This window comes from Anoxybacillus sp. ST70, from assembly GCF_019553625.1.
GTDB classification, from domain to species: Bacteria; Bacillota; Bacilli; order Bacillales; family Anoxybacillaceae; genus Anoxybacillus; species Anoxybacillus gonensis.
In genome coordinates this window covers 214,588-240,306 of sequence record NZ_JAHZOF010000001.1, presented here as the reverse complement: position 1 = coordinate 240,306, position 25,719 = coordinate 214,588, and the positions used below count along the sequence as shown (strand labels likewise).

Annotated in this window: 29 protein-coding genes; 26 read left to right on the top strand and 3 right to left on the bottom strand. The window is 44.1% G+C overall.

Annotated features, from left to right (window positions below):
• The first annotated feature begins 5 nt into the window (after positions 1-5).
• From K1I43_RS01235 to K1I43_RS01205, 7 genes are all read left to right on the top strand, one after another.
• On the top strand, positions 6-422 hold the full coding sequence (locus tag K1I43_RS01235) for a CBS domain-containing protein (protein ID WP_026011797.1): 417 nt from the start codon (positions 6-8) through the stop codon (positions 420-422).
• Between the two features lie 108 nt (positions 423-530).
• On the top strand, positions 531-1,541 hold the full coding sequence (locus K1I43_RS01230) for a CAP domain-containing protein (protein ID WP_019418325.1): 1,011 nt from the start codon (positions 531-533) through the stop codon (positions 1,539-1,541).
• Positions 1,542-1,605: 64 nt separating this feature from the next.
• Complete coding sequence (locus tag K1I43_RS01225; RefSeq protein WP_019418326.1) at positions 1,606-1,932, top strand: YlbD family protein; 327 nt, start codon at positions 1,606-1,608, stop codon at positions 1,930-1,932.
• Between the two features lie 11 nt (positions 1,933-1,943).
• A complete protein-coding gene (locus K1I43_RS01220) occupies positions 1,944-2,186 on the top strand; it encodes a YlbE-like family protein (RefSeq protein ID WP_019418327.1) in 243 nt (80 codons plus the stop codon).
• A 32-nt stretch (positions 2,187-2,218) separates the two neighbouring features.
• Complete coding sequence (locus K1I43_RS01215; RefSeq protein WP_238148415.1) at positions 2,219-2,587, top strand: hypothetical protein; 369 nt, start codon at positions 2,219-2,221, stop codon at positions 2,585-2,587.
• A gap of 71 nt (positions 2,588-2,658) precedes the next feature.
• Positions 2,659-3,108, top strand: coding sequence for a YlbF/YmcA family competence regulator (locus K1I43_RS01210; protein ID WP_009373495.1), 450 nt, complete (start codon positions 2,659-2,661; stop codon positions 3,106-3,108).
• An 18-nt stretch (positions 3,109-3,126) separates the two neighbouring features.
• The gene (locus K1I43_RS01205) at positions 3,127-3,393 is read left to right on the top strand and encodes a YlbG family protein (RefSeq protein ID WP_009373496.1); all 267 of its coding nucleotides are present in this window, start codon (positions 3,127-3,129) and stop codon (positions 3,391-3,393) included.
• 85 nt (positions 3,394-3,478) lie between these two features.
• On the opposite strand, the gene K1I43_RS01200 is transcribed toward K1I43_RS01205, so the two are convergent.
• The gene (locus tag K1I43_RS01200) at positions 3,479-3,868 is read right to left on the bottom strand and encodes a DUF7147 family protein (RefSeq protein WP_009373497.1); all 390 of its coding nucleotides are present in this window, start codon (positions 3,866-3,868) and stop codon (positions 3,479-3,481) included.
• A 143-nt stretch (positions 3,869-4,011) separates the two neighbouring features.
• Between K1I43_RS01200 and K1I43_RS01195 the strand changes: the two genes are divergently transcribed.
• The 3 genes from K1I43_RS01195 to coaD all read left to right on the top strand — a co-directional run bounded on the left by K1I43_RS01195 (position 4,012) and on the right by coaD (position 6,675).
• Positions 4,012-5,340, top strand: a complete 1,329-nt coding sequence (locus tag K1I43_RS01195) for a hypothetical protein (RefSeq protein WP_019418330.1) — start codon at positions 4,012-4,014, stop codon at positions 5,338-5,340.
• A gap of 268 nt (positions 5,341-5,608) precedes the next feature.
• Entirely contained in the window at positions 5,609-6,175 is a 567-nt protein-coding gene (gene rsmD / locus K1I43_RS01190) for a 16S rRNA (guanine(966)-N(2))-methyltransferase RsmD (RefSeq protein WP_019418331.1), read from the top strand.
• A 2-nt stretch (positions 6,176-6,177) separates the two neighbouring features.
• On the top strand, positions 6,178-6,675 hold the full coding sequence (coaD, locus tag K1I43_RS01185) for a pantetheine-phosphate adenylyltransferase (RefSeq protein WP_009373500.1): 498 nt from the start codon (positions 6,178-6,180) through the stop codon (positions 6,673-6,675).
• On the opposite strand, the gene ylbJ is transcribed toward coaD, so the two are convergent.
• On the bottom strand, positions 6,672-7,877 hold the full coding sequence (gene ylbJ, locus K1I43_RS01180) for a sporulation integral membrane protein YlbJ (RefSeq protein ID WP_019418332.1): 1,206 nt from the start codon (positions 7,875-7,877) through the stop codon (positions 6,672-6,674). The two genes, coaD and ylbJ, sit on opposite strands and share 4 nt — an antisense overlap.
• A 100-nt stretch (positions 7,878-7,977) precedes the next feature.
• Between ylbJ and K1I43_RS01175 the strand changes: the two genes are divergently transcribed.
• Both K1I43_RS01175 and K1I43_RS01170 read left to right on the top strand, forming a co-directional pair.
• Positions 7,978-8,754 (top strand): patatin-like phospholipase family protein, encoded by a 777-nt coding sequence (locus tag K1I43_RS01175; protein ID WP_220382595.1) that lies wholly within the window; start codon positions 7,978-7,980, stop codon positions 8,752-8,754.
• Positions 8,751-9,764 (top strand): SepM family pheromone-processing serine protease, encoded by a 1,014-nt coding sequence (locus tag K1I43_RS01170; RefSeq protein ID WP_009373503.1) that lies wholly within the window; start codon positions 8,751-8,753, stop codon positions 9,762-9,764. The genes K1I43_RS01175 and K1I43_RS01170 overlap by 4 nt, the downstream gene beginning before the upstream one ends.
• On the opposite strand, the gene K1I43_RS01165 is transcribed toward K1I43_RS01170, so the two are convergent.
• The gene (locus K1I43_RS01165; RefSeq protein ID WP_019418333.1) at positions 9,756-10,961 is read right to left on the bottom strand and encodes a nucleotidyltransferase; all 1,206 of its coding nucleotides are present in this window, start codon (positions 10,959-10,961) and stop codon (positions 9,756-9,758) included. The two genes, K1I43_RS01170 and K1I43_RS01165, sit on opposite strands and share 9 nt — an antisense overlap.
• A 141-nt stretch (positions 10,962-11,102) precedes the next feature.
• On the opposite strand from K1I43_RS01165, the gene K1I43_RS01160 reads away from it, so the two are divergent.
• The 14 genes from K1I43_RS01160 to murD all read left to right on the top strand — a co-directional run bounded on the left by K1I43_RS01160 (position 11,103) and on the right by murD (position 25,696).
• Complete coding sequence (locus K1I43_RS01160; protein WP_009373506.1) at positions 11,103-11,618, top strand: YceD family protein; 516 nt, start codon at positions 11,103-11,105, stop codon at positions 11,616-11,618.
• A gap of 63 nt (positions 11,619-11,681) precedes the next feature.
• Positions 11,682-11,855: a 50S ribosomal protein L32 gene (gene rpmF / locus K1I43_RS01155; RefSeq protein ID WP_003395111.1), complete on the top strand. Its 174-nt coding sequence runs from the start codon at positions 11,682-11,684 to the stop codon at positions 11,853-11,855.
• A 105-nt stretch (positions 11,856-11,960) separates the two neighbouring features.
• Positions 11,961-12,713, top strand: coding sequence for an enoyl-CoA hydratase/isomerase family protein (locus K1I43_RS01150; RefSeq protein ID WP_026011800.1), 753 nt, complete (start codon positions 11,961-11,963; stop codon positions 12,711-12,713).
• 60 nt (positions 12,714-12,773) lie between these two features.
• Positions 12,774-13,220, top strand: coding sequence for an RsfA family transcriptional regulator (locus K1I43_RS01145; RefSeq protein WP_019418335.1), 447 nt, complete (start codon positions 12,774-12,776; stop codon positions 13,218-13,220).
• Positions 13,221-13,287: 67 nt separating this feature from the next.
• Positions 13,288-14,181, top strand: a complete 894-nt coding sequence (locus K1I43_RS01140; RefSeq protein WP_019418336.1) for a 2-dehydropantoate 2-reductase — start codon at positions 13,288-13,290, stop codon at positions 14,179-14,181.
• Positions 14,178-14,573 (top strand): DUF3397 domain-containing protein, encoded by a 396-nt coding sequence (locus K1I43_RS01135; protein ID WP_019418337.1) that lies wholly within the window; start codon positions 14,178-14,180, stop codon positions 14,571-14,573. Before K1I43_RS01140 ends, K1I43_RS01135 begins: the two co-directional genes overlap by 4 nt.
• A gap of 19 nt (positions 14,574-14,592) precedes the next feature.
• Positions 14,593-16,203, top strand: coding sequence for a bacillithiol biosynthesis cysteine-adding enzyme BshC (gene bshC / locus K1I43_RS01130; RefSeq protein WP_019418338.1), 1,611 nt, complete (start codon positions 14,593-14,595; stop codon positions 16,201-16,203).
• A 155-nt stretch (positions 16,204-16,358) separates the two neighbouring features.
• The gene (rsmH, locus tag K1I43_RS01125) at positions 16,359-17,291 is read left to right on the top strand and encodes a 16S rRNA (cytosine(1402)-N(4))-methyltransferase RsmH (RefSeq protein ID WP_026011801.1); all 933 of its coding nucleotides are present in this window, start codon (positions 16,359-16,361) and stop codon (positions 17,289-17,291) included.
• 18 nt (positions 17,292-17,309) lie between these two features.
• Positions 17,310-17,666, top strand: a complete 357-nt coding sequence (gene ftsL / locus K1I43_RS01120) for a cell division protein FtsL (RefSeq protein ID WP_019418340.1) — start codon at positions 17,310-17,312, stop codon at positions 17,664-17,666.
• Positions 17,667-17,672: 6 nt separating this feature from the next.
• Positions 17,673-19,847 (top strand): penicillin-binding protein, encoded by a 2,175-nt coding sequence (locus K1I43_RS01115; protein ID WP_220382594.1) that lies wholly within the window; start codon positions 17,673-17,675, stop codon positions 19,845-19,847.
• A gap of 65 nt (positions 19,848-19,912) precedes the next feature.
• Entirely contained in the window at positions 19,913-21,829 is a 1,917-nt protein-coding gene (locus tag K1I43_RS01110) for a stage V sporulation protein D (protein ID WP_035065979.1), read from the top strand.
• Between the two features lie 68 nt (positions 21,830-21,897).
• Positions 21,898-23,364 (top strand): UDP-N-acetylmuramoyl-L-alanyl-D-glutamate--2,6-diaminopimelate ligase, encoded by a 1,467-nt coding sequence (locus tag K1I43_RS01105; RefSeq protein ID WP_026011802.1) that lies wholly within the window; start codon positions 21,898-21,900, stop codon positions 23,362-23,364.
• Between the two features lie 23 nt (positions 23,365-23,387).
• The gene (gene mraY / locus K1I43_RS01100; RefSeq protein ID WP_009373526.1) at positions 23,388-24,362 is read left to right on the top strand and encodes a phospho-N-acetylmuramoyl-pentapeptide-transferase; all 975 of its coding nucleotides are present in this window, start codon (positions 23,388-23,390) and stop codon (positions 24,360-24,362) included.
• A complete protein-coding gene (gene murD / locus K1I43_RS01095; protein ID WP_026011803.1) occupies positions 24,362-25,696 on the top strand; it encodes a UDP-N-acetylmuramoyl-L-alanine--D-glutamate ligase in 1,335 nt (444 codons plus the stop codon). Before mraY ends, murD begins: the two co-directional genes overlap by 1 nt.
• The last annotated feature ends 23 nt before the right edge of the window (positions 25,697-25,719 follow it).

Genomic DNA, 25,719 nt, shown 5'->3' with positions numbered 1-25,719 from the left:
TGCATATGCCAAAAGTAAAAGAGATGATGACGACAGAAGTCGAATGTTGTACGCCGCTTGATAATATGTACGAAGCAGCAGTGAAAATGCGCGATTATAACGTCGGTGCCATTCCAATTACAGATGGAAATCGGCTCATTGGTATTGTGACAGACCGCGATTTAGTCGTGCGCGGCATTGCCGAGAAAAAGCCCGGTTCAACAGCTGTCACCGAAGTGATGAGTGAACAGCTTGTGACAATTTCACCAGATGCTTTTGTTACCGAAGCGGCTCGTTTAATGGCGAAACATCAAATTCGCCGCTTACCTGTTGTCGAAGGGGATACGCTTGTCGGAATGATGTCGCTTGGCGATTTAGCGATCCATGAAGCAAGCGACGAAAAAGCCGGCGAAGCATTAACAGAAATATCACAATATCATTAATCAAAGCAGTCTGAGGCTATGTTTTCGCATAGCCTTATTTTTTAGTGTTGCGACATAGGCAAGCTGTATATAATGGAAGTATATACAACGATTGAGGGAGAATGATGCATGCGTTGGATAGTGGCCCTTATATTTATTTTTATGATCATTTTTTATTTTTCACCAACAAACGAACAAGCCCCATTAAACGATACGTCGATCATGAGTGAACAAGCGAGCGAAAAAATCGTTTCAGAAGGGCTCGGTACATGGATTGGAAAAACAGAAGAAGAAGTGAAACGAACGTTCGGACAACCTGCGCGTATCGATCCGTCTGCTTACGGTTACGTCTGGTGGGTGTATAACGACCCGAAAACGTATATGCAAATCGGTATACTTGATGGACGAGTCGTCACCATTTATGCGTGCGGACCTGAAGTAAACGTCGCTCCATTTCAATTAAATCGCTCCATTAACGACTTATTGCAAACGATGCCGCTTCACGATACGATTCATGTGCAACTTGACGATGGGGTGTATCGCTTCCAACTCACTGAAGAAGATTTAATGATTCAACCGCTTCTTTCGTTTGGCGATGCATATGTACAGTTATATATTGACCGTTTTACCGGCAACTTATCAAGCATTCGATGGATCGATGGCGAGACGTTAGTGAAGCTTCGCCCGTACGAATTGGAGTATCGTGGACCGCTACCGGAAGTCACACTTGATGAAACGATGGAAAAACAAGTGGAACAAGCGAATGCGAATCAAATTTTTGATATAACGAATGTGATGCGCGCACGCCATGGTGTTCCTCCATTGACATGGGATGACCGTGTGGCAAAAGTGGCATATGAACATAGTAAAGATATGGCGGAGAACAAATTTTTTGCGCACGAATCGCCAACAACCGGCGATTTACAACAACGGCTCATAAAAGCAAACATTCCATTTGAAGTCGCTGGGGAAAATATTGCGGCAGAATATATTGATGCACCTGCTGTTGTTGAAGCATGGTTAAATAGCCGAAGTCATCGCCAAACGTTGTTAAATGAAGAATTGACGCATTTAGGGGTAGGTGTATATAAGCGGCATTATACACAAAACTTTATTCGTCCTTTTTCTCCACCAAAATAGGCGCACCCATTGGCCATTCGGTCGTAATATATGATAGGCACAAAACAAGAAAGGAGCGGCCGATATGTCTATTGAACAATTTAAACAATTTGTAAAAAAACATCCAAAACTCATTGAGGAGGTGCGCCAAGGAAAAAAAACGTGGAAAGAGCTATATAACGATTGGTACGTATTCGGCGAGGACGATGACATGTGGGATGAGTATCGGTCTACCGAAAAAAATGAACAAGGAGATCTCGTCCAAAAGTTAGCGAGCTATTTAAAACATCTTGACGTGAATGAACTTCAAACGCACATTACAAACGTTCAACAAGCAATCGCGTCCATTCAAGAAGTCGTCCGTCAAATGCAACATACAAAAAAAGACCCGTTTTCGTTTCGAAAAGATTAAGGAGATCACGAATGAGAAAAGACGTATACGAATATATTGTCGCTAAGCCGAAGATTCATCAATTTTTGCGTGAACAGCCGTCATGGTATCGAAGGTTAACGAGACGACCGATGGATATAAAAGAATTGGAAAAAGAGGCAAGACAATATTATAAACAAACGTTGCCACATAAAGTCGAACAGGTCGTCCAAACGATTGAAATGGCAAAAATGATGATGGCGATGATGAAACTGATGAAGGACACTCATAATTAAACGAGAAACGCAAACACTATCACTACGAAAGGATGGTGAACGTGTTGCGCTTCTTTTTTTTATGTATGGCGTTATTGTTTTTCACGTATATGAACGATCATGATACCGCTTTTGCTGAACAAAAGCAAACGTTATTTGTCAAACATCATGTCAAAGGGAATAACGTATTTGTTGAATGTATCGTTGATCAATTTACGTTTACAAAAGGAACGCATCCGAAAAAAAGCGGACAAGGACGCATTCACATTTATGTGAATGGCAAAAGGGTGAGCGAAACGACAACGGCGGCGTTCGTTATTCGTGGTTTGCCGATGGGGAAACATACGATTCGACTAGAACTTGTGCATAATGATGCAAGTAAGTATCACGTTTCGCACGAATTTACGGTAACGATTCCATAAGTCTGGGGCGACCAGACTTATTTGTTTTGTGGAGAAAATCGTGTTATGATACGGTTGTGGAGGTGTTGCTCGTGCTTGTAGCAACGATCGAACGATTGCAGTTGTTAGATGTTGCTGAACAACTTGGCAAAATGATTGTCGAATCAGACGTGGCGGAGGAATATCGTCGCTGTTTTTATCATATGCAACAAGATGAGAAAGCGCAGCAGCTCATTCATCGTTTCGTTCAGTTAAAAGAACGATACGAAGACGTGCAGCGCTTTGGGAAATATCATCCTGACTACAAAGAAGTGACAAAACAAGTGCGCGAGGCAAAGCGTGAATTGGATTTATACGGTCCGATTGCCGCGTTTAAACGAGCGGAAAAAGAGATGCAGTCGCTTTTAGATGAAATTAGCACGATGATCGGTCGGGCGGTATCTGAAAACATTAAAGTGCCGACCGGAAATCCGTATTTTGATTCTTTATCTTGCGGTGGAGGATGTGGATCTGGCGGAGCGTGCGGCTGTCGGACGAAATGAAAAAGGGGGGATGGGCGCATGTTTCCAATGCGTCAAGGCATTATCGTTTGGCTTTATTCGTTAAAACATAGCAAACAATTACGAAAATACGGAAACGTTCATTACGTATCGAAACGATTAAAATATGCTGTTTTATATTGCAATATGGACGAAGCGGAAGGCGTGATGAAAAAACTCGCTTCTTTACCGTTTGTAAAGCGAGTGGAGCCGTCTTACCGCCCGTATGTTAAAGTCGAATTCGAATCGAAAGCAGATAAAGAAAAAGAATATGAATACGGAATATAAAAGGATGTCCACGCGTGACATCCTTTTGCTTTTTTACAAGATAAGAAAGTATAAAATTTCACATTTGGGGCGCTTTGCGCTTTTCTTATTGTAGAGGCGGAATGAACCGATTCATGCGCATAATGCCGATTAAATGTTGATAGTACAATTGTAAGTCGGCAAAAAAAGTTGACGGTTTTACATCTAAATGAATAATTTCTTGATTTAATTCTTTCGCTAAATCGAGGAACAACTCATATCGTTTTGTCACTTTCACAGACGGATGTGGAATGCCTTCCCGGCAAATGTATAACGGTTGAAAATCACCCGGATCCGTCGGATGAAGCACAACGACGAACGATGTGAGCGCTTTACCGTCTTTCATCGTATGAAATGCAAACAAACCAGATAAGCGGTGACGGTTTGATTTCGCGATTTCGATGAGCTCATAAATATCAGAATATCCTTCTCCTAGTTCAATAAAACGTTGAATCATCTGTTCATTCCCTCACTTTATATGTATTCCATCATTACTTTATCACGTTCAACTTTTTTCGACAATTAGTGAAAACGGTGTATGACAACGGAATGAAATTTTGCTATTGTTATAATATAAACTGCTAATGAAGGAGCAATTGTATGTGGAGAATAGCTTTCATTTCGACCTTCCTTTTCCTTGGAGTTAGCGCAGGAGCTTTATATTATCAATGGGATGAATATCATACGGAAGCGACAAAGCAATCGGTGCTCCAGCATGACATTGAAGCGAAGTTTACCGGAAAAACGATTGAAGTCGTTCATCATATACGTGGGGCTGTCACGAACACATACGAAGTAACGGTCCCAAAAGAAGTGAAAGATGTTTCGTGTGTAAAACAAAAACAATGCGTGAAACAAAAAAACGGAAAAATGATCGTTAATGTGCCACATACGGGCACGCTTTCCCTCACTTATCGCGTGACGGTTGCGCAAAAAGAGCCGCTTTTCATGAAAGAATGGCTCATTCGCTTTCATACGACACAACAGCAACAAATGAATGTATCGCTCACCGATGTCGTTCATCCGAAAGGCATATGGGCGGCGGACGGAAAGCTCATTGGCTACGTATATAAACCGTCTTTTTCGTTTTTTATGTGGGAGAAAAAAGGGGGACAAACCGTTCCTCTCTATTTTCAAACGAAGCCGCTACGCACATCGTTTGATGAAGATTTTAGCATCTATACAACAAAGCCATTAAACGATGCTGAGCGATTATTTTGGAGGCAAAACGGCGTGCAGACGCTTGTCGTCACCCCATTTCGTCTTCAGTACATGACGCCGACGTTCGTCATTATACCGGATACGTCTTCGTTTTCCGACGTGCAGCGCGCTTACGTTCGCGTGCAGTTAGAACAGCGCTTTCCAAATAGCGTTGTCCCCGATTGGATATGGGATTTCTTCGTTTCGTATATGACGAAAACCGAACCGGTCACAACAAAAGCAAAACGTGCGTTGCAACAATTGAAACAAACGTTAACGAAAGAAGAACAACAAACGTTTTGGACGCTCGTTCAAACAAGTGGCGGTCAATCGTTGACGACGAAAAAGCTAGATGAATGGTTAGGCAAGGCATATGGGGGAAATACGACATTTTTTCAACGCGAACAATCGTACATGACATTTACGGAACGAAAAATGCTCGTCGTCAATGACGTGAAATTGCCGACAGCTCATGTATTATTAAAAGATGGTCAGCAACTGTTTCCATTCGTTCCGATTATGCGCGCGCTTGGCTATACGGTTCAACGTTCAGGAGAAGCTGTATTTATTGAAAAAGATGGGGCACGTTGGCGCTTTTTTATTAACGGCACGAAGACGGTCGTTCAACAGTGGGACGGAACGTTATACATGGAGCGAACTGAATTTCCAAAATGGTTTTCCGTCTACATTAGTGAAACGAGCGAAGAAATACACGTCGTTGGGCAATAATATAAAAAATGCCCTGTGGCATATGCCGCAGGGGCCCTTCCATTCTTTTTCGGACAAGCCGAAAAAGAGAAGGAAAAAAGGGAGAGGAGAAACCGGAGGAAGAACTTATGGGGAACGTAAGTCTTCTCCGTGGTTGGCAACAACATCATTAACGATGTTGTTACTATGAGTATAACCATTGTTTTGCATTGTATACATGATTATCATTTTTTTCTCACTTCTTTCTTTGTTTCGTTATGTTCTGACTATAAAAGCGAGGTGAAAGATGATGCGGGTTATATCAGGGAAATGCAAAGGCAAACCGCTTCAAGCTGTTCCGGGGATGACGACGCGTCCGACGACAGATAAAGTAAAAGAAGCGATCTTTAATATGATTGGTCCGTATTTTTCAGGAGGACTCGGGCTCGATTTATTTGGTGGAAGCGGTGGACTCGGTATTGAAGCGCTCAGCCGCGGTTTAGATCGCGTCATTTTCGTTGACCATGACCCGAAAGCCGTTCAAACGATAAAAAAGAACGTCACCGCTTGTCGCCTAACAGATCAAGCGGAAATTTATCGCAACGATGCGGAACGAGCATTAAAAGCAATCATCAAACGAGGCTTGACGTTTCGCCTCATTTTTCTTGATCCCCCTTATAAAAATAAGCAGCTTGAAGCGCTTATTGGGATCATCGATAGTCATCAACTGTTACAAAAAGACGGCTTTGTTGTCGCTGAGCACGGAGCGGAAGGACAGCTTGCCAAACAAATTGGCCGCTTAACGCAAGTAAAACATGAAACGTATGGCATCACCGCTGTATCGATTTACGCCTATGTCGATGAGGAAGGGGAATAAATATGGCAAGCATCGCAGTATGCCCAGGGAGTTTTGACCCTGTTACGTATGGGCATTTAGATATTATTCGCCGCGGGGCAAAAGTGTTTGACAAAGTATATGTTGTCGTATTAAACAATTCATCGAAAAAACCATTATTTTCAACAGAAGAGCGAGTGCAATTGCTAGAAGAAGTGACGAAAGATTTACATAACGTCGTTGTCGACTCTTATCAAGGACTGCTTGTCGACTATGCGAAAAGTAAACAGGCGAGCGCGATTTTGCGCGGATTGCGCGCCGTCTCCGATTTTGAATACGAAATGCAAATCACATCGATGAACCGCATATTAAACGAACAAATTGAAACGTTTTTTATGATGACGAACAACCAATACTCTTTTTTAAGTTCAAGCATCGTAAAAGAAGTGGCGAAATATAACGGCAACATTTCCGAACTCGTGCCAAAAGTTGTGGAAGAAGCGCTTCGGAAAAAGTTTTCTGATGCAAAAAACCACCTTTAAGCAGGTGGTTTTTCACGTCGAAAAGCGATGGCGACATATAACAAACAGGCTGTTGCAGTGATCATAAAGCCGTATTGTTCGATCCAATGTATGTATAATACAGGCCAATCGATCGTTGCTTTCGGAAGCCATACCGGTAACGTTTCTACCGATTCAAGCGGCTGAACGTATAGCGGTTTCCAAAGAATTGAAGCAAAACAAGCGGCAAATAGTCCGTGAAATATGCGAGCGATGAAAAACGGTTGAAAGCGAATATTTGCTTCCGCTAAAATGCTCGCCACTTGTGCTTGTACCGAAAAACCGCCAAAAGCGAGAATAAAGCTTGTGACGATCACTTTTTGCAACAATGTCGCATTTGTTGCTTCGCTCGCCATTTGGCTGCCGAGCGTAATTTCAAACACCCCTGCGATGAGCGGAACACTTAATTCGCGCGGCAAATGAAAAATGGCTAGCACGTATTGTACAACATGTGCAAGCATGTCTGTTATATTTGTCACATAAAGCAATCGATTGAGAACAGAAAACAAAATAATAAACCCGCCGATCATAAAAAGCGTTTGAATCGAGGAGCGGACGGCATCTCCGAGCAGCTTTCCGATCGCTTGGTTATTTTTTAAGCGCGTTTTATGCATCGCGCGGAATGCTTGACGGAAAATGCCTTTTTTTTGTTTTTGAACAACATATTCTTCCTCTTTTCCGTGAAAGCGCATAATGAATCCGACGCAAATGTTGCCAAGATAATGAGATAAGGCAAGAACGATACCGATGTTCGGATTATGAAAAAAACCGACCGAAATCGCGCCAAAAATAAAGAGCGGATTAGACGAGTTTGTAAACGAAACGAGCCGTTCTGCTTCAATGGCAGAAAGTTGTTGTTGCTGTCTTAACCGTGCGGTCAGCTTCGCGCCAGCAGGGTAGCCGGAAGCCATCCCCATCGCCCAAACGAACCCGCCGATGCCTGGCACTTTAAAAAGCGGACGCATCAATGGCTCAAGCAATACACCGAGAAAATGAACGACACCAAATCCAATTAAAATTTCTGATACAATAAAAAAAGGGAGAAGGGAAGGAAAGACGACATCCCACCACATATGCAATCCGCGCACTGCTGCTTCAAACGACTGTTGTGGATAGCGGAGCAATGCGATACATAAACAAACAATTATAGATGATAGCATCAACGTTTTCCATTTTTCTTTCATCGTTCGTTGGCCTCCTCATTCGCCGATCGTGCTCGTTTTAATATACGAGTATATGTGGACATTTTAGACCATAGTATTGAACAGGGAAGGGGGAACATGAATGAAAATCGGGTTAGCCTTAGGCTCCGGCGGGGCGCGCGGCTTTGCGCATGCGGGTGTCATTAAAGTGTTAGAAGAAGAAAATATCCCGATTCATATGATCGCAGGAAGCAGCATGGGCGCCCTCGTTGGAGCGTTATATGCATCGGGGATGTCAACGGAACGATTATATCGGCTAGCGACAGCGTTTCGACGCAACGATTATATTGATTGGACAGTGCCGAAAATGGGGTTAATTTCGGGGGCGCATATTAAGCAGTTCATCGCTGTCATGACAAAACAAATGCGAATCGAACATACTCGCATTCCGTTAGCGATTGTCGCAACCGATTTACAAAAAGGAGAAAAAGTTGTGTTCCGCGAAGGAAAAGTAGCCGATGCGGTGCGGGCAAGCATTTCGATTCCCGGCATTTTTGTACCAGAGCGATGGAATGGACGGTTGCTTGTCGATGGCGGGGTGATCGATCGCGTGCCAGCTGCTGTCGTTCGGGAGATGGGTGCTGACGTTGTCATCGCTGTCGATGTCGCTTCCGTTAAAAAGAACGATACGATTTCATCTATTTTCGATGTCATTTTACAAAGTTTAGATATTATTCAAGCTGAGCTCGCTTCTCATCGCATCGCCCAAGCGGATGTCGTCATTCGTCCGCAGCTAGAACGTTATAGTTCGTATGCATTTACCCATGCGAAAGAAATGATTCAAATCGGTGAAGAAGCGGCGCGGCAACAGCTTCCAGCCATTCGCCAACTGCTTGCAGAGAAGGGGTTTGAACAATGAAGAAAAAACGCTATATTGCAACGACAATCATGATCGCACTACTATTCGTTTTTGCTACGTTTTTCCACTTGCCGTATTACGTCACGATGCCCGGAACGGCTGAACCGTTGCGTCCGCTCGTTGAAGTCGAAGGCGGCTATAAAGAAAAAGGAAAATTTATGTTAACGACCGTTCGAATGGGGCAAGCCAATCTTTTTTCATTTGCGCTTGCGCACATGAGTAAATATAACGAACTATATCGGATGGATGAAGTGCGTCAAGAAGGAGAAAACGATGAAGAATATACGCACCGTCAATTAAAAATGATGGAAAATTCAAAAGAAACGGCGATTGCTGTCGCGTATAAAAAAGCAAATCGACCGTTTTCGTATCGAAATAAAGGGGTGTATGTGCTTTACGTCGTTGACGGCATGCCTGCGGCAAACGTCTTGAAAAGCGGCGATCAATTAGTGGCCATTGACGGACAACGAATTGAAGAAGCAGATGCGTTTATTGAATACGTAAGCAGAAAGAAAAAAGGAGATCGCGTTCGTGTCACATATAAGCGAGCGGGAAAAGAAAAAACGGCGACATTTGCGCTAGCGCCGTTTCCGAAAGAAAAAAACCGCGTCGGCCTGGGGCTTTCCGTCATGACTGATCGCGATATTGTCACAGATCCACCTGTTCGCATTGAATCGGATCAAATTGGTGGACCGTCAGCTGGGCTTATGTTTGCGCTCGAAGTGTACAACCAACTCATTCCAGAAGATTTAACAAAAGGATATCGCATTGCTGGGACCGGAACGATTAACATCGACGGAGAAGTCGGACCGATCGGCGGCATTTCTCAAAAGGTGATTGCAGCCCATAAAGCAGGTGCGGACATTTTTTTCGCTCCGAACGAACGCGGAGCGAAACGTTCAAACTATAAAGAAGCGGTGAAAACGGCAAAAGACATCGGAACAAAGATGAAAATTGTCCCTGTCGATACGTTCGATGATGCCGTTCAATTTTTGCGAAAGTTATCGTAACGGAGGTGTGGCGTATTCACGTTGCAACGCTTCCGTTCGAAGCGGCTCAGGCAATATACACATATATGCTTGCGCCGCTTTTTTTTCGATATGATATACAGGATCGTCATATATATGTTTCACGTTTGTCACGATCGGCAATGTTGTTTGTTTTTTCACTTTTCGCACATACGCTCTCCCGATTTCATTCATTGCTAGCAGGCGAATGTATGTCGCTTTTTTATTTTTATGCGCTTGCGCCATTTCTTTTTTCGTGACGTTCGTCAATATGTGCGTACATATGCGTTGCAATCGCGTCCACGTATATCGTTTCGTTTTGATCGCCGAAAGAAAACCGTGAAACGATGTCGCATGTGCAATCGCCTTTTGCAACCGATGTTCAATTCCTTCTTCGACTTCGGCGATGTGACGAATATCCTCTCGTTCCATCGTCAATAAACGATATTTTAAAAGCGGAAAATATGTTTCCCAATCGTGCCATATCGTATATGTATGTCGATACGTTTGTAACGTTTCGTATGTCGTTTTAGGAACGTAGCGTACGACATCGTCATGACCGGACTGTAAAAAACGGCGAATGCTCGTGGCACTCGCGATGCTTTCATTTGCAGGGAGCGTCTGATCGTGATAATGGGCAACCGTTCGTTGAATCGTCTCCGGTATCATTTTGCTTTGTTGCTCAATGATCGCTTTGACGTAATGCAGTCCTAAAATGTTGTTTGGTTGCGACATATCAAGTATATCGTGACCGATATCATTCAGCGCTAACGCGTATGCTTTCGCATAGCTCATCCCTTGTTTCATATAATGTTTCACTTTTTCGTCATGTTGCTCTTTTTCATTTATCAGCAATTGAGCGATTTCGATAAATGCATCGATGTTTCCGTGTTCGCTTCCGAAACATAATTGTTCACAAAAAAGAGCATCAAGAATCGAAATGGCGCCATGGGCGAACCATTCGGCCGTTTGTACCGCAAACGGATAAGGAAGTTCGACGACGAGATCGACACCGCCTGCAATCGCCATGCGAGCCCGTTCCCATTTTGGCACGATGGCAGGTTCCCCGCGTTGCGTAAATGAGCTGCTCATGACAGCGATGATGCAATCCGCCTTCGTTTTTTTTCGCGTTTGTTGCACATGATATAAATGCCCGTTATGAAACGGATTGTATTCGACCACGATGCCGACCGCTTTCATTTGTCGTCCACCTTTCTTTTTTGTTTAAAACGTGATACAGTGAGTATAAGTCGATTATAATGGAAGTAGTGTAAAGAAAAAATATTGACAAAACGGGTGTTCAAACGTATAATTTTCTTTGTTGTCTTGAGGTGATTATCATTGAGATGGTCTATTCATCAACTTCATCAGTTGCAGCATAAAGGGCTGACGATTGACGAAATGGCCGATGTGTCCGAGCTAAAAGAAGTGGACGCTTCCATTCGCGACATTTCTCCTGTTCATATTTCTGGACGGGCAGATATAAGCGCGAAAAAATTTACGTTCCACTTAACAATTGAGGGAACGATGAAGCTTCCTTGTTCTCGTACGCTTGTGGACGTATCGTATCCATTCGCGATCGAAAGCACAGAAACGTTTTTTCTAAACGATTATGACGCAACAGATGAAGAGTCGCACATTGTTCAAGGAGAAGCGATCGACTTAATGCCGATCGTCAAAGAACTTATTCTTCTTGAAATTCCAATGCAAGTGTTTAGCGAGCAGCCGGATCATCCCGATGCCGTTCCGCAATCAGGAAAAGATTGGACGGTCCTTTCAGAAGAAGAGTATGAAAATAAAATCGATCCGCGCCTTGCGAAGCTAGCAAAGTTTTTCGAAAACAAAAATGAATCTTAAGGGAAGATCCGGAACTACACCGGCCTCCATATTCGCCTAAATCTCTTTAAGGAGGTGGAAATGATGGCAGTACCTTTTAGAAGAACATCGAAAATGAAAAAGAGACTACGTCGTACGCACTTCAAATTGCGCGTACCTGGTATGGTAGAATGCCCAAACTGCGGTGAAATGAAACTTGCTCATCGCGTATGTAAAGTTTGTGGAACATACAAAGGAAAAGACGTTGTAAACAAATAAGAGAAGCGTAAGGGTCGTTCCCTTGCGCTTTTCTTATTTTTAAAAGGAAAACAGCATAAAAAAGCGAATAAACATGACGTACATGCAATAAAGGGGAGAGAGATGATGATTGAAAAACAACATGGGATTGTTTGGTTTACCATTTGTCGTCCGACAAGACGAAATGCAATTGATTATGCGGTCATGGATGAACTTGAACAGGCACTTCAGCTTGTTGAATTAGATGATGAAGCGAAAGTGCTCGTCATTACTGGCGAAGGGGAAGAGGCATTTTGTGCTGGTGGCGACTTACAAGTATTTCATCAGCTGACGACAAAAGAGGAAGCGCATGCGATGCTATGGAAAATGGGAAACATTTTATATCGTTTATTGACGTTATCGAAGCCAACCGTTGCGCTCATAAACGGTACAGCGATCGGCGGAGGTTGTGAATTGGCGACAGCGTGTGATTTTCGCTTCGCCCGTGCTGGTGCACGCCTAGGATTTGTCCAAGCGAATTTAGCCATTACAACAGGTTGGGGCGGCGCAGCGATGTTATTTGAAAAAATGGCGTATGACAAAGCGCTCGATTTATTGTTACACGCGCAAACGATCACAACTGAGGAGGCGGAGCGCATCGGTTTCGTTCACCGCATTTTCTCTGACTCGTTGCGTGAACGATGCGAAAAACAATTAAGTTGTTATACGAATAAACCGACTGCGGTATTGCGCGCCTATAAAGAAGCGGCGATCGGACGTTGGAAAACAGAGGAGTTTCGCCAACGCTTTTTCGCTGAAATTGAACGATGTGCGTATTTATGGGAAAGCGAAGAGCACGATCGAGCGGTGCAATCATTTTTAGCAAAACGAAACAAATAATCTTCTATCTTCTCTATTAGCTGCATACGCATATAGTAAATGCAGCGAGGAGGGATAGAAATGATGCGTCAAGATGCGTGGACAGAAGAAGAAGATATGTTGCTTGCTGAAACGGTGTTATCTTTTGTGAGAGAAGGTGGCACACAATTACGAGCGTTTGAAGAAGTAGGGAAAAAACTATCGCGAACGGCAGCGGCTTGCGGATTTCGTTGGAACGCGTACGTGCGCAAAAAATATGAACAGGAGCTAGAGCTTGCAAAACAGCAGCGGAAAAAGAAAAAAGAGCCGCAACCCCCCGAGCGCGATATGACGTTACAAGATGTCATTTCTTTTTTACAAACGTTGCAACAGCGCGGAGAAGGGCAACAAGAAATCGAACGATTGCGAGAGCAAGTATGGACGCTCCAAAAAGAAAAAGAAGCGCTTGAAAAACAACTGCAAGCGGTGCAGCAAGAATATCAAGCCGTCATGCACATTTTAGAGCGCGCCCGCCAATTGTCTGTGTAGTAGCTGATAGACGACAGCTACTTTTTTTTATACAATAAAACATAGTAAGAAAAGAGGAGGACGTGCGGTGCGCATCGGAATTGTAGGGGGCGGAGCGATTGGATTGTTGACGGCGGCATATTTTTGTGGCGACCATGACGTCACGATTTATACACGCCGAAATGAGCAAGCGAAAGAGCTATGCACACATGGGCTGACGGTCATATGCGGAAACGAACGGACGACGCACCGCGTACATGCGGAACCGTTCGTTCGTGAAATTGAAGAAGAGATGTTGTTTATCGCAGTGAAACAATACGATTTGGCAAACATATTGCAGACGCGCATACATATGCTTCAAGCCAACGCGATTATGTTTTTACAAAACGGCATGGGACATGTGTCGTATTTGCCGCATGTGCCGCATCATCATATTGCGCTCGCTGTCGTCGAACATGGCGCCTTAAAAATCGATGATACGACCGTTTCTCATACCGGGGTCGGTCAAACGAAATGGAGCGTATGGCGAGGGGAAAAAGAAGCGTTTTCGTTTTTATCATTGACAAACAATCGCTTTCCGTTTCAATATGTCGACGATTGGGAAGCGATGTTGCTTGAAAAATTAATGGTAAACGTAGCGATTAATCCGCTCACCGCTTTATTGCGCGTCCCAAACGGTATGTTAGTGACACATGAACCGTATCGACAAGCGATGAAACAGTTGTTTCAAGAAGTGGCGTCCGTTTTCCAACTCGAACAACGAGAACGCATCTGGAAACATATTGAAACGATCTGTCATCAAACGGCCGCCAATCGTTCGTCAATGTTGCGTGACATCGAGTCGGGGCGAAAGACGGAATTAGACGCGATTTTACGTTATGTGATCGAGCGAGCGAACGAGCGATGCGTCCCAGCGCCCATTAGCACGTTTTTATATGCGCTTGTGAAAGGGAAACAATTAGAGGGGGAGAAGGAGAGATGAAAGATATACTCGCCTCTTTCGTTGCGATCATGATTGTGATGCCGTTTTTTTCGTTTTTTTTTATGTTTACGCTCGCAAAAATCGTGTTTAAGCGGAAAGGAAAGCGTGCGTTTCATCTTGCGGTGAACGGCTCGACCATTTTTTTTATTTTCGCCGTTCACATTCTATTGCAAGCGATTTTTCAACGGTCGTATATCGTTGAACTGCTCGTGTTTTTTATTGTTACATTTATGATTGGGCTCGTTTTATATTGGAAAAAAACAGGCGATGTATCGCTGCCACGAACGTTTAAATTGTATTGGAAAATGCAATTTTTATTATTTACAACCGCTTATATTGGATTGTTCATATATGGGATCATTCATCGTGTCATGATCGCATTTTCATCATGAATCGGAAAGGAAGTTTACAATGGAAGTGATTGAGCTGTCATTGCCAGCAACAAACCGTTTAGCAACGGAATATATCGAGGGGAAGTTTCCTGTAAGCGAAGCGTTTCACCCTTGTTCATTTGAACAACGTTTGCATGAATTGCAAACACGAACGTACGCTCGTGAAGCGATTGTAGACCATTTATTGACATATCACCAAACGTTTCGAGCCAGCCGAGAAACGATCGCAAACATTGAAAAACTGCGTCAGCCAGAAAGTGTCGTTGTCATCGGCGGACAACAAGCAGGGCTTTTAACGGGACCGTTATATACCATATATAAAATCATTTCGATTATCGTATTAGCCAAACAACAAGAACAACAGCTTGGCGTTCCTGTCGTGCCGATGTTTTGGATGGCGTCTGAAGACCATGATATTGCAGAAATGAATTATGTACATATCGCTGAACATGGAAAAGTGAAAAAATATGTATATCCGCCATTAGCGAAAGAAAAGCGAATGGCTGCTCATATTCATATCGATGCGGATGCGTTGAAGCATTGGATTGACGATGTGTTAAAAACGTATGGTGAAACGGATGTGACAAACGAATTGCGCGCATACATACATGAATGTATCGCACAATCCGATACGGTGACGGACTTTTTTGCGGCTATCATTTTAACGTTGTTTGCAAAAGAAGGGATCGTCGTTGTTGATGCTGCTCATCCACAGCTTCGGGCCATTGAGCGCCAATGGTTTATGACGCTCGCTGATGAGCATAAAGCGATTACAAACGCGCTTCAAACCCAACAACGCCATCTTGCACAACTAGGCTATGCACAGGCGATTGATGTATCGCCGCTGTGCGCTCATTTGTTTTATGATGACGGTCAACGGCGGTTATTATATTACGATGATGACAAGCAACATTTTTACACGAAAGATGGGGCATATCGTTTTACGCCAGATGAATTAAGACAACGAATCGAAAGCGAACCGCAATCGATTAGCAACAACGTCGTTACACGACCGATCATGCAAGAGTGGCTATTTCCGACGCTTGCTTTTATTGCTGGTCCGGGCGAAATTGCTTATTGGGCAGAGTTAAAACGTGTGTTTGAGTATTTTCATTGGCATATGCCGCCCATTGTGCCGCGCCTTTCTTTCACGCTTGTTGAGCGCCATATTGCTGCCGATTTAGCGGATGTGCGCATGACGGTAGAAGAGGTGTTGACAAAAGGAACGAAGGAGGTGCTAGACACATGGGTGCGCACAAATCAACCTGCATCATTTGATGAAACATTTTCTGAAGCGAAAAAACAAATGGCCAACATTCATGAACAACTGCGTCAACTCGGCATGCAAATTGATCCTCATCTGGAGGGAGTGATGTTGAAAAATGCCGAACGGATCGAGACACAAATCGATTATCTTCAACAATTGATTACAAGACGCATGTTGCAAAAACATGATGTGCACGTGCGCAAATATGAGCGCATTGAACTGTCGCTTCGCCCGAACAATATGCCACAAGAGCGCGTCTGGAACATCATTTATTATATGAATCGCTATGGACTAGACTTTGCCTCCCGCCTTCTTCATGTCGATTATCATTGGAATGGGATGCATAAAATTGTATATATTTAACTGTTTTCGTCGATAAAAAAATCCTGTCGCGCACAGGATTTTTTTTATGTACAATAGAATAGTTCGGAAGTAAGTAGTGAATTTAGTGAAATGATGGTACAATACAATTGCACTCATTTTTTATAAAGCAAGTGGAATCGAGGTAGGTGACATCGTTGTTTCATCATGTAACGGTATTATTAAAAGAAACGGTTGACGGATTAAATATTAAAAAAGACGGTACATATGTAGATTGTACGCTCGGTGGAGCTGGACATAGCGAATATTTATTATCGCAATTATCGCCAGAAGGAAGATTGTTCGCCTTCGATCAAGACGATGTAGCGATCCGTCATGCACAACAAAAACTTGAACGATATAGCGGTCAGTTTACGATTATTAAAAGCAACTTTCGCTATATGAAACAACAGCTAGCCCTTTACGGTGTGCATGAAGTAGATGGCATTTTGTTTGATCTTGGCGTATCATCTCCGCAGTTAGATATGCCAGAGCGGGGATTTAGTTATCAACATGAAGCGCCGCTTGATATGCGCATGGACCGCGAGCAAACGTTAACGGCGTATGATGTCGTGAACACATGGCCGTATGAGCAGCTTGTAAAAATTTTCTTCGAATATGGCGAAGAAAAGTTTTCAAAAGCGATCGCTCGTAAAATTGAGCAAACGCGCAAGCAAAAGCCGATTGAAACGACGACCGAGCTTGCCGAAATCATTAAAGAAGCCATTCCGGCACCAGCGCGCCGAACGGGAGGACATCCGGCAAAACGGGTGTTTCAAGCGATTCGCATCGCGGTCAACGACGAGTTGCGCGCGTTTGAAGAAGCGATTAAACAAGCGATCGACTTACTCAAACCTGGAGGGCGAATTAGCGTCATTACGTTCCATTCGCTTGAAGACCGCATTTGTAAGCTCGCGTTTAAACAAGCAAGTGAAACGCCGCACTTGCCGCCGGGATTGCCGATCATTCCCGATGAATATAAGCCGAAATTAAAAATCATTACAAAAAAACCGATCGTCCCGTCAGAAGAAGAATTACAACATAATCATCGCGCACGATCTGCCAAATTGCGCATCGCTGAAAAACTGTAAAAAGGAGGAGAAAAAAGAATGGCTGCTGTTCGTATACAACAAAAAGTACAACAACACGAACAACATGTGCAACGCGCGCCGAAGAAAAAGAAAAAACGAAACATACGTTGGACATTCGGGGAAAAAATCGTGTTTGTTTCGTTTCTTGCCTTTGCGTTATATAGTAGCGTCACGATCATCTCTAACCAGTTCACGATTTATCATGTCAATAAAGAAGTGCAACAGTTGCAAGCGGACATTCAAGAGCAACAAAAACAAAACCGCGATTTATACGCACAAGTGCAAGAGTTAAGCACGTATGAGCGCATTTTAGCGAAAGCGAAAGAACTTGGTTTGACATTAAACGAAAACAACGTAAAAGTTGTTCAGGACTGATGCCAAATGAGAAAGCATAAACATACACATAGAGGAGCAGCTATATGTTTCATTTTTTTTAGCTTGCTCTTTTTTACATTGTTTGGGCGTTTCGTTTATTTACAAGCAACAGGCGAAGCGGATGGAAGAGTGTTAGCTGTTGAGGCGCAAAAACGTTATTTAAAAAAGCAAGTGCTTGAAGCGAAGCGAGGAACGATTTTTGATCGGCACGGTGAAGTGATCGCAGAAGACATTCCTTCTTACACGGTCGCTGCCGTTCTTGATCCGAACATGCCGCAACACGTGACCGATCCGGTAGAAACAGCCCGTAAACTAGCCCCGCTATTAAAGATGGATGTAGCAGATGTAGAGCGCATCTTGAAAAAAAAGGCGCATCAAGTCGAGTTCGGTCCGAACGGTCGCAGCATTAGCCAAACGCTTAAGCGAAAAATTGAGTCGTTGCAGCTTCCAGGCATTACGTTTATACGCGATTCAAAACGATTTTATCCGAACGGTACGTTCGCATCATACGTTGTCGGTTATGCGCAAAAAGATGAGGAGACGGGCGAGATTGTCGGAAAAATGGGCATTGAAAAACAGTTTCATGAGCAGTTAAAAGAAAAAGATGGCGAGGTCTATTATAAAGGTGACCAACAAGGGTTTAAGCTGTCTCATTCGGATGAAACCATCGTTCCACCGCAAAACGGAAAAGACGTATATTTGACGATTGATAAAAAAATCCAAACGTTTTTAGAAGATGCGATGAATGCGGTGGAAAAACAATATGCTCCGAAAAAAATGATCGCCATTGTGGCAGATGCGAAAACAGGGGCGATTTTGGCGATGAGCACTCGCCCGAGCTTTAATCCGAACAAAAGAAATATTGAAAACTATTTAAACGATGCCATTGCATATCCGTACGAACCGGGATCGACAATGAAAATTTTTACGCTTGCTGCCGCGGTGAATGAAGGGGTGTTTCAAGCGAATGAGACGTATCAATCCGGTTCTTATCAAATCGGAAGTCACCGCATTCGCGACCATAATAAAGTCGGTTGGGGGAAAATTACGTTTCTTGAAGGGGTGCAACGTTCATCAAACGTGGCATTCGCAAAAATTGTGCGCGAAAAACTAGGAGAAGATCGTTTTTTACAATATTTGCATCGCTTCCATTTTAACGAGCCGACAGGCATTGAATTGCCGGACGAAAAAGTCGGAAACATTTTATATCGTTATCCGATTGAAAAAGTGACGACAGGTTTCGGCCAAGGAACATCGGTGACACCGATCCAACAAATTCAAGCGGCTACGGCGATCGCAAACGGCGGAAAAATGATGAAACCGTACGTTGTCGATCGCATCGTTGATCCAGACAGCGGGAAAACGGTTGTAAAACATGAACCGACCGTTGTCGATACACCGATTTCAAAAGAAACAGCGGAAAAAGTGTTAGATATTTTAGAAACGGTCGTCACATCTGAAAACGGAACAGGGCGCCCGTACCAAATTGAAGGCTATCGCGTAGTAGGAAAAACAGGAACGGCGCAAATTCCAGATCCGAAAGGCGGATATTTAACAGGGCACCAAAACTATATCTTCTCGTTTTTAGGCATGGCACCGCGCGAAAATCCGCGTTTAATTATGTATGTCGCTGTGCAACAACCAAACATTTCATATACGGAAACGGGAGCGGCGCCCGTATCGATGATTTTTAATCCTGTCATGAAAAATAGTTTACAATATTTAAACATTCAACCGACTGTTCAGAAAAAGAGGGAGAAAAAAGATAAAAGCATCGCTCTTCCTTCGTATGTCGGTCAATCGGTTGAACAAGCGGCACAGTCGTTGAAAAAACAAGGATTCAATGTCACGATCATCGGCAAAGGAACAGAAGTGCGTGCGCAGTTTCCGAAAGCAGGGGAACACGTCGTTGCGCCAGATCGCATTTTGTTGCAAACGGACGGACACGCCATGATGCCAGATGTGACCGGCTGGTCGTTGCGCGATGTCATGAAGCTAGCTGACTTGTTGCAGTTGAAGCCGAGCTTTATCGGAAGCGGCTACGTATTTCGCCAAAATATCGCTCCGGGAGCGGTTGTGAAACAACACGACTATATCATTGTCGAGCTTGCGAAGCCGTCACATATCGATGAAAAACAACAAGAAGACTCCGAACAACAAGTAGACGGTCCGGTCGATTAGTTCTATATAGAGCGGTACAAGCATATAGTGGAACGAGCTGAAACATAGTAAGGAGGTTCCGCTATATGCGTGCAGTGACCGTTCGAAAACGATTAACGGCCGTCTTGTTGATCGGATTTCTCATTTTTGCGATTATTGATATACGTCTCGGTTATGTGCAATTCGTTTTAGGAGATATGTTAACGGAACGAGCGAAAGATTTATGGAGCCGAAATATTCCGTTTGAACCTGAGCGCGGAGAAATCGTCGATCGCAACGGGGTGCCGTTAGCGACAAACGTGAGCGCCCCGTCTGTGCTCGTCGTTCCAAGACAAATAGAAAATCCATCTGAAGTCGCGAATGAACTGGCACGCATATTAAATATGCCGGTCGAAAAAGCATATAAACATGTGACGAAAAAAACGTCCATTGAACGCATTCATCCAGAAGGGCGAAAAATTTCAAATGAGAAAGCCAAACAAATTCGCGATTTAGGGATGAAAGGGGTATACATCGCGGAAGACTCGAAACGTTACTATCCGTTTGGAAGCTATTTATCGCACGTACTCGGATTTGCAGGCATTGACAACCAAGGATTAATGGGTCTTGAACTATATTACGATAAACAACTAAGCGGCAAACCGGGGTCGGTCCAATTTTATTCCGATGCAAAAGGAAAGCGCATGCCGGGAATGGCGGACGCATACACGCCACCTGTGGACGGTCTCGATTTAAAATTAACGATCGATACGCGTGTCCAAACGATTTTAGAACGGGAGCTAAGCATCGCCGAAGCGACATATCGCCCAGATGGCATCATTGCGATTGCGATGAACCCGAACAACGGAGAAATTTTAGGGATGGCCAGCCGTCCGACGTTTGACCCTGCCGATTTTCAACACGTTCCTCCTGAAATTTTTAACCGCAATTTACCGATTTGGAGCACGTATGAACCGGGATCGACGTTTAAAATTATTACGCTTGCTGCGGCATTAGAAGAAAAAAAAGTTGATTTATTCAAAGAACATTTTTACGATCCGGGATATGTGAAAGTAGCTGGGGCGACGCTCCATTGTTGGAAGCGTGGCGGTCATGGCGACCAAACGTTTCTCGAAGTTGTGCAAAACTCGTGCAACCCGGGATTCGTTGAACTCGGCGATCGACTAGGCAAAGATAAACTATTTCAATATATTCGCGCGTTCGGTTTCGGTGAAAAAACAGGCATCGATTTACAAGGAGAAGGGAAGGGCATTTTGTTTCCGCTCCATCGCGTCGGACCGGTCGAACAAGCGACGACAGCTTTCGGTCAAGGGGTAGCTGTTACACCGATTCAACAAGTGGCAGCGGTCGCAGCAGCAGTAAACGGTGGCATTTTATATCAACCGTACATTGCAAAAGAATGGCTCGATCCGGTCACAGGAGAGGTTGTGAGCCGTCAAACGCCGAAAGCAAAACGGAGAGTTATTTCCGAGGAAACGTCAAAACAAATTCGTTATGCGCTCGAAAGCGTTGTCGCACAAGGAACAGGTAAGGGAGCGTTTGTCGATGGTTATCGCGTTGGCGGTAAAACAGGTACGGCACAAAAAGCGAAAGATGGTCAATATTTAAAAGATAACCATATCGTTTCATTTATCGGCTTTGCTCCGGCGGACGATCCGCAAATTGTTGTATATGTCGCTGTTGACAATCCGAAAGGAACGGTGCAATTTGGGGGCGTCGTCGCCGCTCCGATTGTTGGAAATATTATGGAAGATAGTTTACGTGCACTCGGGGTAAAACCGCGTAAACAACAAATTGAAAAAGAAACGACGTGGCTCGATGCGCGCTATGTCGAAGTGCCAAATTTAATCGGTTTAACAAAAAAAGATTTGCAACAACAGCTTTTTCACTTAAAATTAGATGGTAGTGGCGAAGGTGATACGGTCATTGAACAGGCGCCGAAGCCTGGAGTCAAAGTAAAAGAAGGAGCGACGATCCGGGTTTATTTTGGAACGAAACGGTAAAGCCTAGAGGAAGTATCCTCATGGCTTCTTTTTCTGTTTATATAAGAAAAAAGAAAGGAACGATCGGCATGAAGTTACAAACGTTGCTTCAATATTTACATAACTTTACACCACGCGTAACAGAAAATCCAACGATTACATCCATTGAGATGGACTCAAGAGAAGTGCAACAAGGTTCGTTGTTTGTATGCATCAAAGGGTTTACTGTAGACGGTCACGATTTTGCTGAACAAGCCGTAGCGCGCGGAGCGGTGGCGATCATTGCGGAACGACCGCTCACATTGCCTGTGCCGGTCATTTATGTGAACGATAGCCGGCGAGCATTAGCGGTATTAGCCGATGCGTTTTACGGTCAGCCGACACATCATCTGCATTTAATCGGTGTAACGGGAACGAACGGAAAAACGTCGACGACGTATTTCATTGAACGCATATGTCGTCACGCGGGAAAAAAAACCGGTCTCATTGGCACAATTCACATGAAAATAGGCGATGAAACGTATGATGTAAACAATACAACACCTGAATCGCTCGTTTTGCAAAAAATGTTTCGTAAAATGGTTGATGCCGATGTGGACGTCGCTGCGATGGAAGTCTCTTCACATGCGCTACATATGGGAAGGGTGCATGGTTGCGATTTTGATGTCGCTGTTTTCACCAATTTGACGCAAGATCATTTAGATTACCATCAAACGATGGACCATTATCGTTGGTCGAAAGGGTTATTGTTTGCACAACTCGGCAACCGTTTTGACCATCAACGGCCAAAATTTGCGATATTAAATGCAGACGATGCGGCTTCCGAAGAGTACAAAAAAAGTACGGCGGCCAATGTTGTCACGTACGGCATTCATCATGAAAGTGACATCATGGCGAAAAACATTGAAATGACAACGAGCGGCACGACGTTTCAGCTCGTTACACCGACCGAAATGGTGGAAGTAAAAACGAAACTCATCGGCATGTTTAACGTGTATAATGTATTAGCGGCTGTGAGCGCTTGTCTCGTCTCGAACATTCCGCTTGCGACGATTGTTGAAGCGATCGCTCATATGGAAGGCGTTCCGGGCCGCTTTGAAGTCGTTGACGCTGGCCAGCCGTTTACGGTCATCGTCGATTACGCCCATACGCCAGATAGTTTAGAAAATGTGTTGCAAACGATTCGGCAGTTTGCGAAAAAGCGCGTATTTGTCGTCGTCGGCTGCGGCGGAGATCGCGATCGGACGAAGCGGCCATTGATGGCACAAATCGCCGTCCAATATAGCGATGTGCCGATTTTTACATCCGATAATCCGCGCTCAGAAGACCCGCTCGCCATTTTAAATGATATGAAACAAGGGGTAACAGAAGACGTCGTATGTATCGTAGATCGAAAAGAGGCGATTACATATGCGATTGAACAAGCTGAAGAAGGCGATGTCGTTTTAATTGCAGGAAAAGGACATGAAACGTATCAAATCATTGGCAAAGACGTGTTATATTTCGATGATCGTGTCGTCGCACGCGAAGCTATTCAACGAAGAAAAGAGAAATAGGAGATGAGGAAGGGGCAACGATCATGAACGAGAAAGTCATTTTGTTTACGGCAGGGCTTGCCTTTATCATTACCGTTGTGTTATCGCCCATTTTCATTCCGTTTTTAAGGCGATTAAAATTTGGGCAAAGCATTCGTGAAGAAGGACCAAAATCACATCAAAAAAAATCAGGGACGCCAACGATGGGCGGACTAATGATTTTACTATCGCTTTCGATCACGACATTTGTCATGAGCGATCTATTTTTTGAACGAACAGCGCAAACGTACTTATTGTTGTTTGTGACGATAGGATACGGATTGCTCGGCTTTGTTGACGATTTCATTAAAGTCGTTATGAAGCGCAACCTTGGCTTAACGAGCAAACAAAAACTAGCCGGACAATTATTCATTGCGCTCGTCTTTTACTTTTTCTTTCAACACTATAGCATCTCAACGGTCGTTTCGATCCCAGGTACAAACGTTTCGATCGATTTAGGCGCTGCGTATATTTTGCTTATTATTTTTATGCTCGTTGGTGGTTCGAACGCCGTCAATTTAACAGACGGCTTAGACGGCTTGCTTGCGGGAACAGCAGCGATCGCGTTTGGTGCATATGCTGTATTGGCGTGGAACCAAGGGCAGTACGATATCGCCATTTTTAGCGTTGCTGTCGTCGGTGCGGTGCTTGGATTTCTCGTATTTAACGCGCACCCTGCGAAAGTGTTTATGGGCGATACCGGCTCACTTGCGCTTGGCGGAGCCATTGTCACCGTTGCGATTTTAACGAAGCTTGAAATATTGTTAGTCATTATCGGCGGTGTATTTGTTATCGAAACGTTATCTGTTATTATTCAAGTCATTTCGTTTAAAACGACAGGAAAACGCGTCTTTCGTATGAGCCCGCTTCACCATCATTACGAATTAATCGGCTGGTCTGAATGGCGCGTCGTTGTGACGTTTTGGGCGGTTGGCTTACTGTTTGCCATCTTAGGAATTTATATTGAGGTGTGGGTATAATGTATAACGGAAAAAAAGTGTTCGTATTAGGTTTAGCAAAAAGCGGATGGGCAGCGGCAAAACGGCTTCGTGAGCTCGGTGCCGATGTCGTCGTCAATGATCGAAATGAACCGAGTGAACAACAAAAACGGGAGCTAGAAGCGCTTGACATTCGTCTCGTATGCGGGGGACATCCGCTTGAACTGCTTGATGAGCCGTTTGATTTCGTTGTAAAAAATCCAGGTATTCCGTACACGAACGAGCTTGTACAAAAAGCGATTGACAAACATATCCCGATCATTACGGAAGTGGAAATTGCGTACGAAACGTCAGAAGCGCCGATTATCGGCATTACAGGTTCAAACGGAAAAACGACGACGACGACGCTCATTTTTCATATGTTGCAAGAAGCGAAACGGCGTCCTTTGATCGCCGGAAATATCGGAACGGTCGCATGCGAAGTCGCGAAACAGGCGACAAAAGATGATGTGATCGTCATGGAATTATCTTCGTTTCAACTGCTTGGGACAATTCGTTTTCGTCCGCACATCGCGGTGTTGTTAAACATTTTCGATGCGCATTTAGACTACCATGGAACGAAAGAAGCGTATGCGGAAGCGAAAGGAAACATCTTTAAAAATCAAACAGAAACCGACTACGCCATCGTCAATGCCGATGATCCCATCGTTATGCAATTGGCGGAGAAAAGCCGCGCGCAAAAAGTGCCGTTTTCCGCTAAAACGCCATTATCATACGGGGCGACAGTGAAAGAAGGAGCCATTTATTTTCACGACGAGCGCATCATCGATATCGCAGATGTGGCGTTGCGAGGAGCGCATAACATAGAAAATATATTAGCAGCTGTTGCGGCAGCAAAACTAGCAGGTGCAGACAACGACTCGATTCGCCGCGTATTGACGACGTTTACAGGCGTACCACATCGATTGCAATTCGTCGCTGAAATCAACGGGCGAAAATTTTATAACGACTCGAAAGCGACAAACATATTAGCGACACAAAAAGCGTTAAGCGCTTTTCATGAACCGGTCATTTTACTGGCGGGCGGCTTAGATCGCGGCAATGAATTTGATGAGCTATTGCCGTACTTAAACCATGTAAAAGCGGTCATTACGTTCGGACAGACGGCACCGAAAATTGAACGCGTTGCGCGCGAAGCAGGAATACAGCAAGTGAAACGTGTCGATAATGTGGAACAAGCAGCTTTTGCCGCATATGAATGGTCGTCACCGGGCGATGTCGTTTTACTCTCGCCAGCTTGTGCAAGTTGGGATCAATATAAAACTTTCGAACAGCGTGGGGACATGTTTGTACATGCGGTGCATAAGCTTAAATAAGACGAATTTTAAGTAAATTGAGG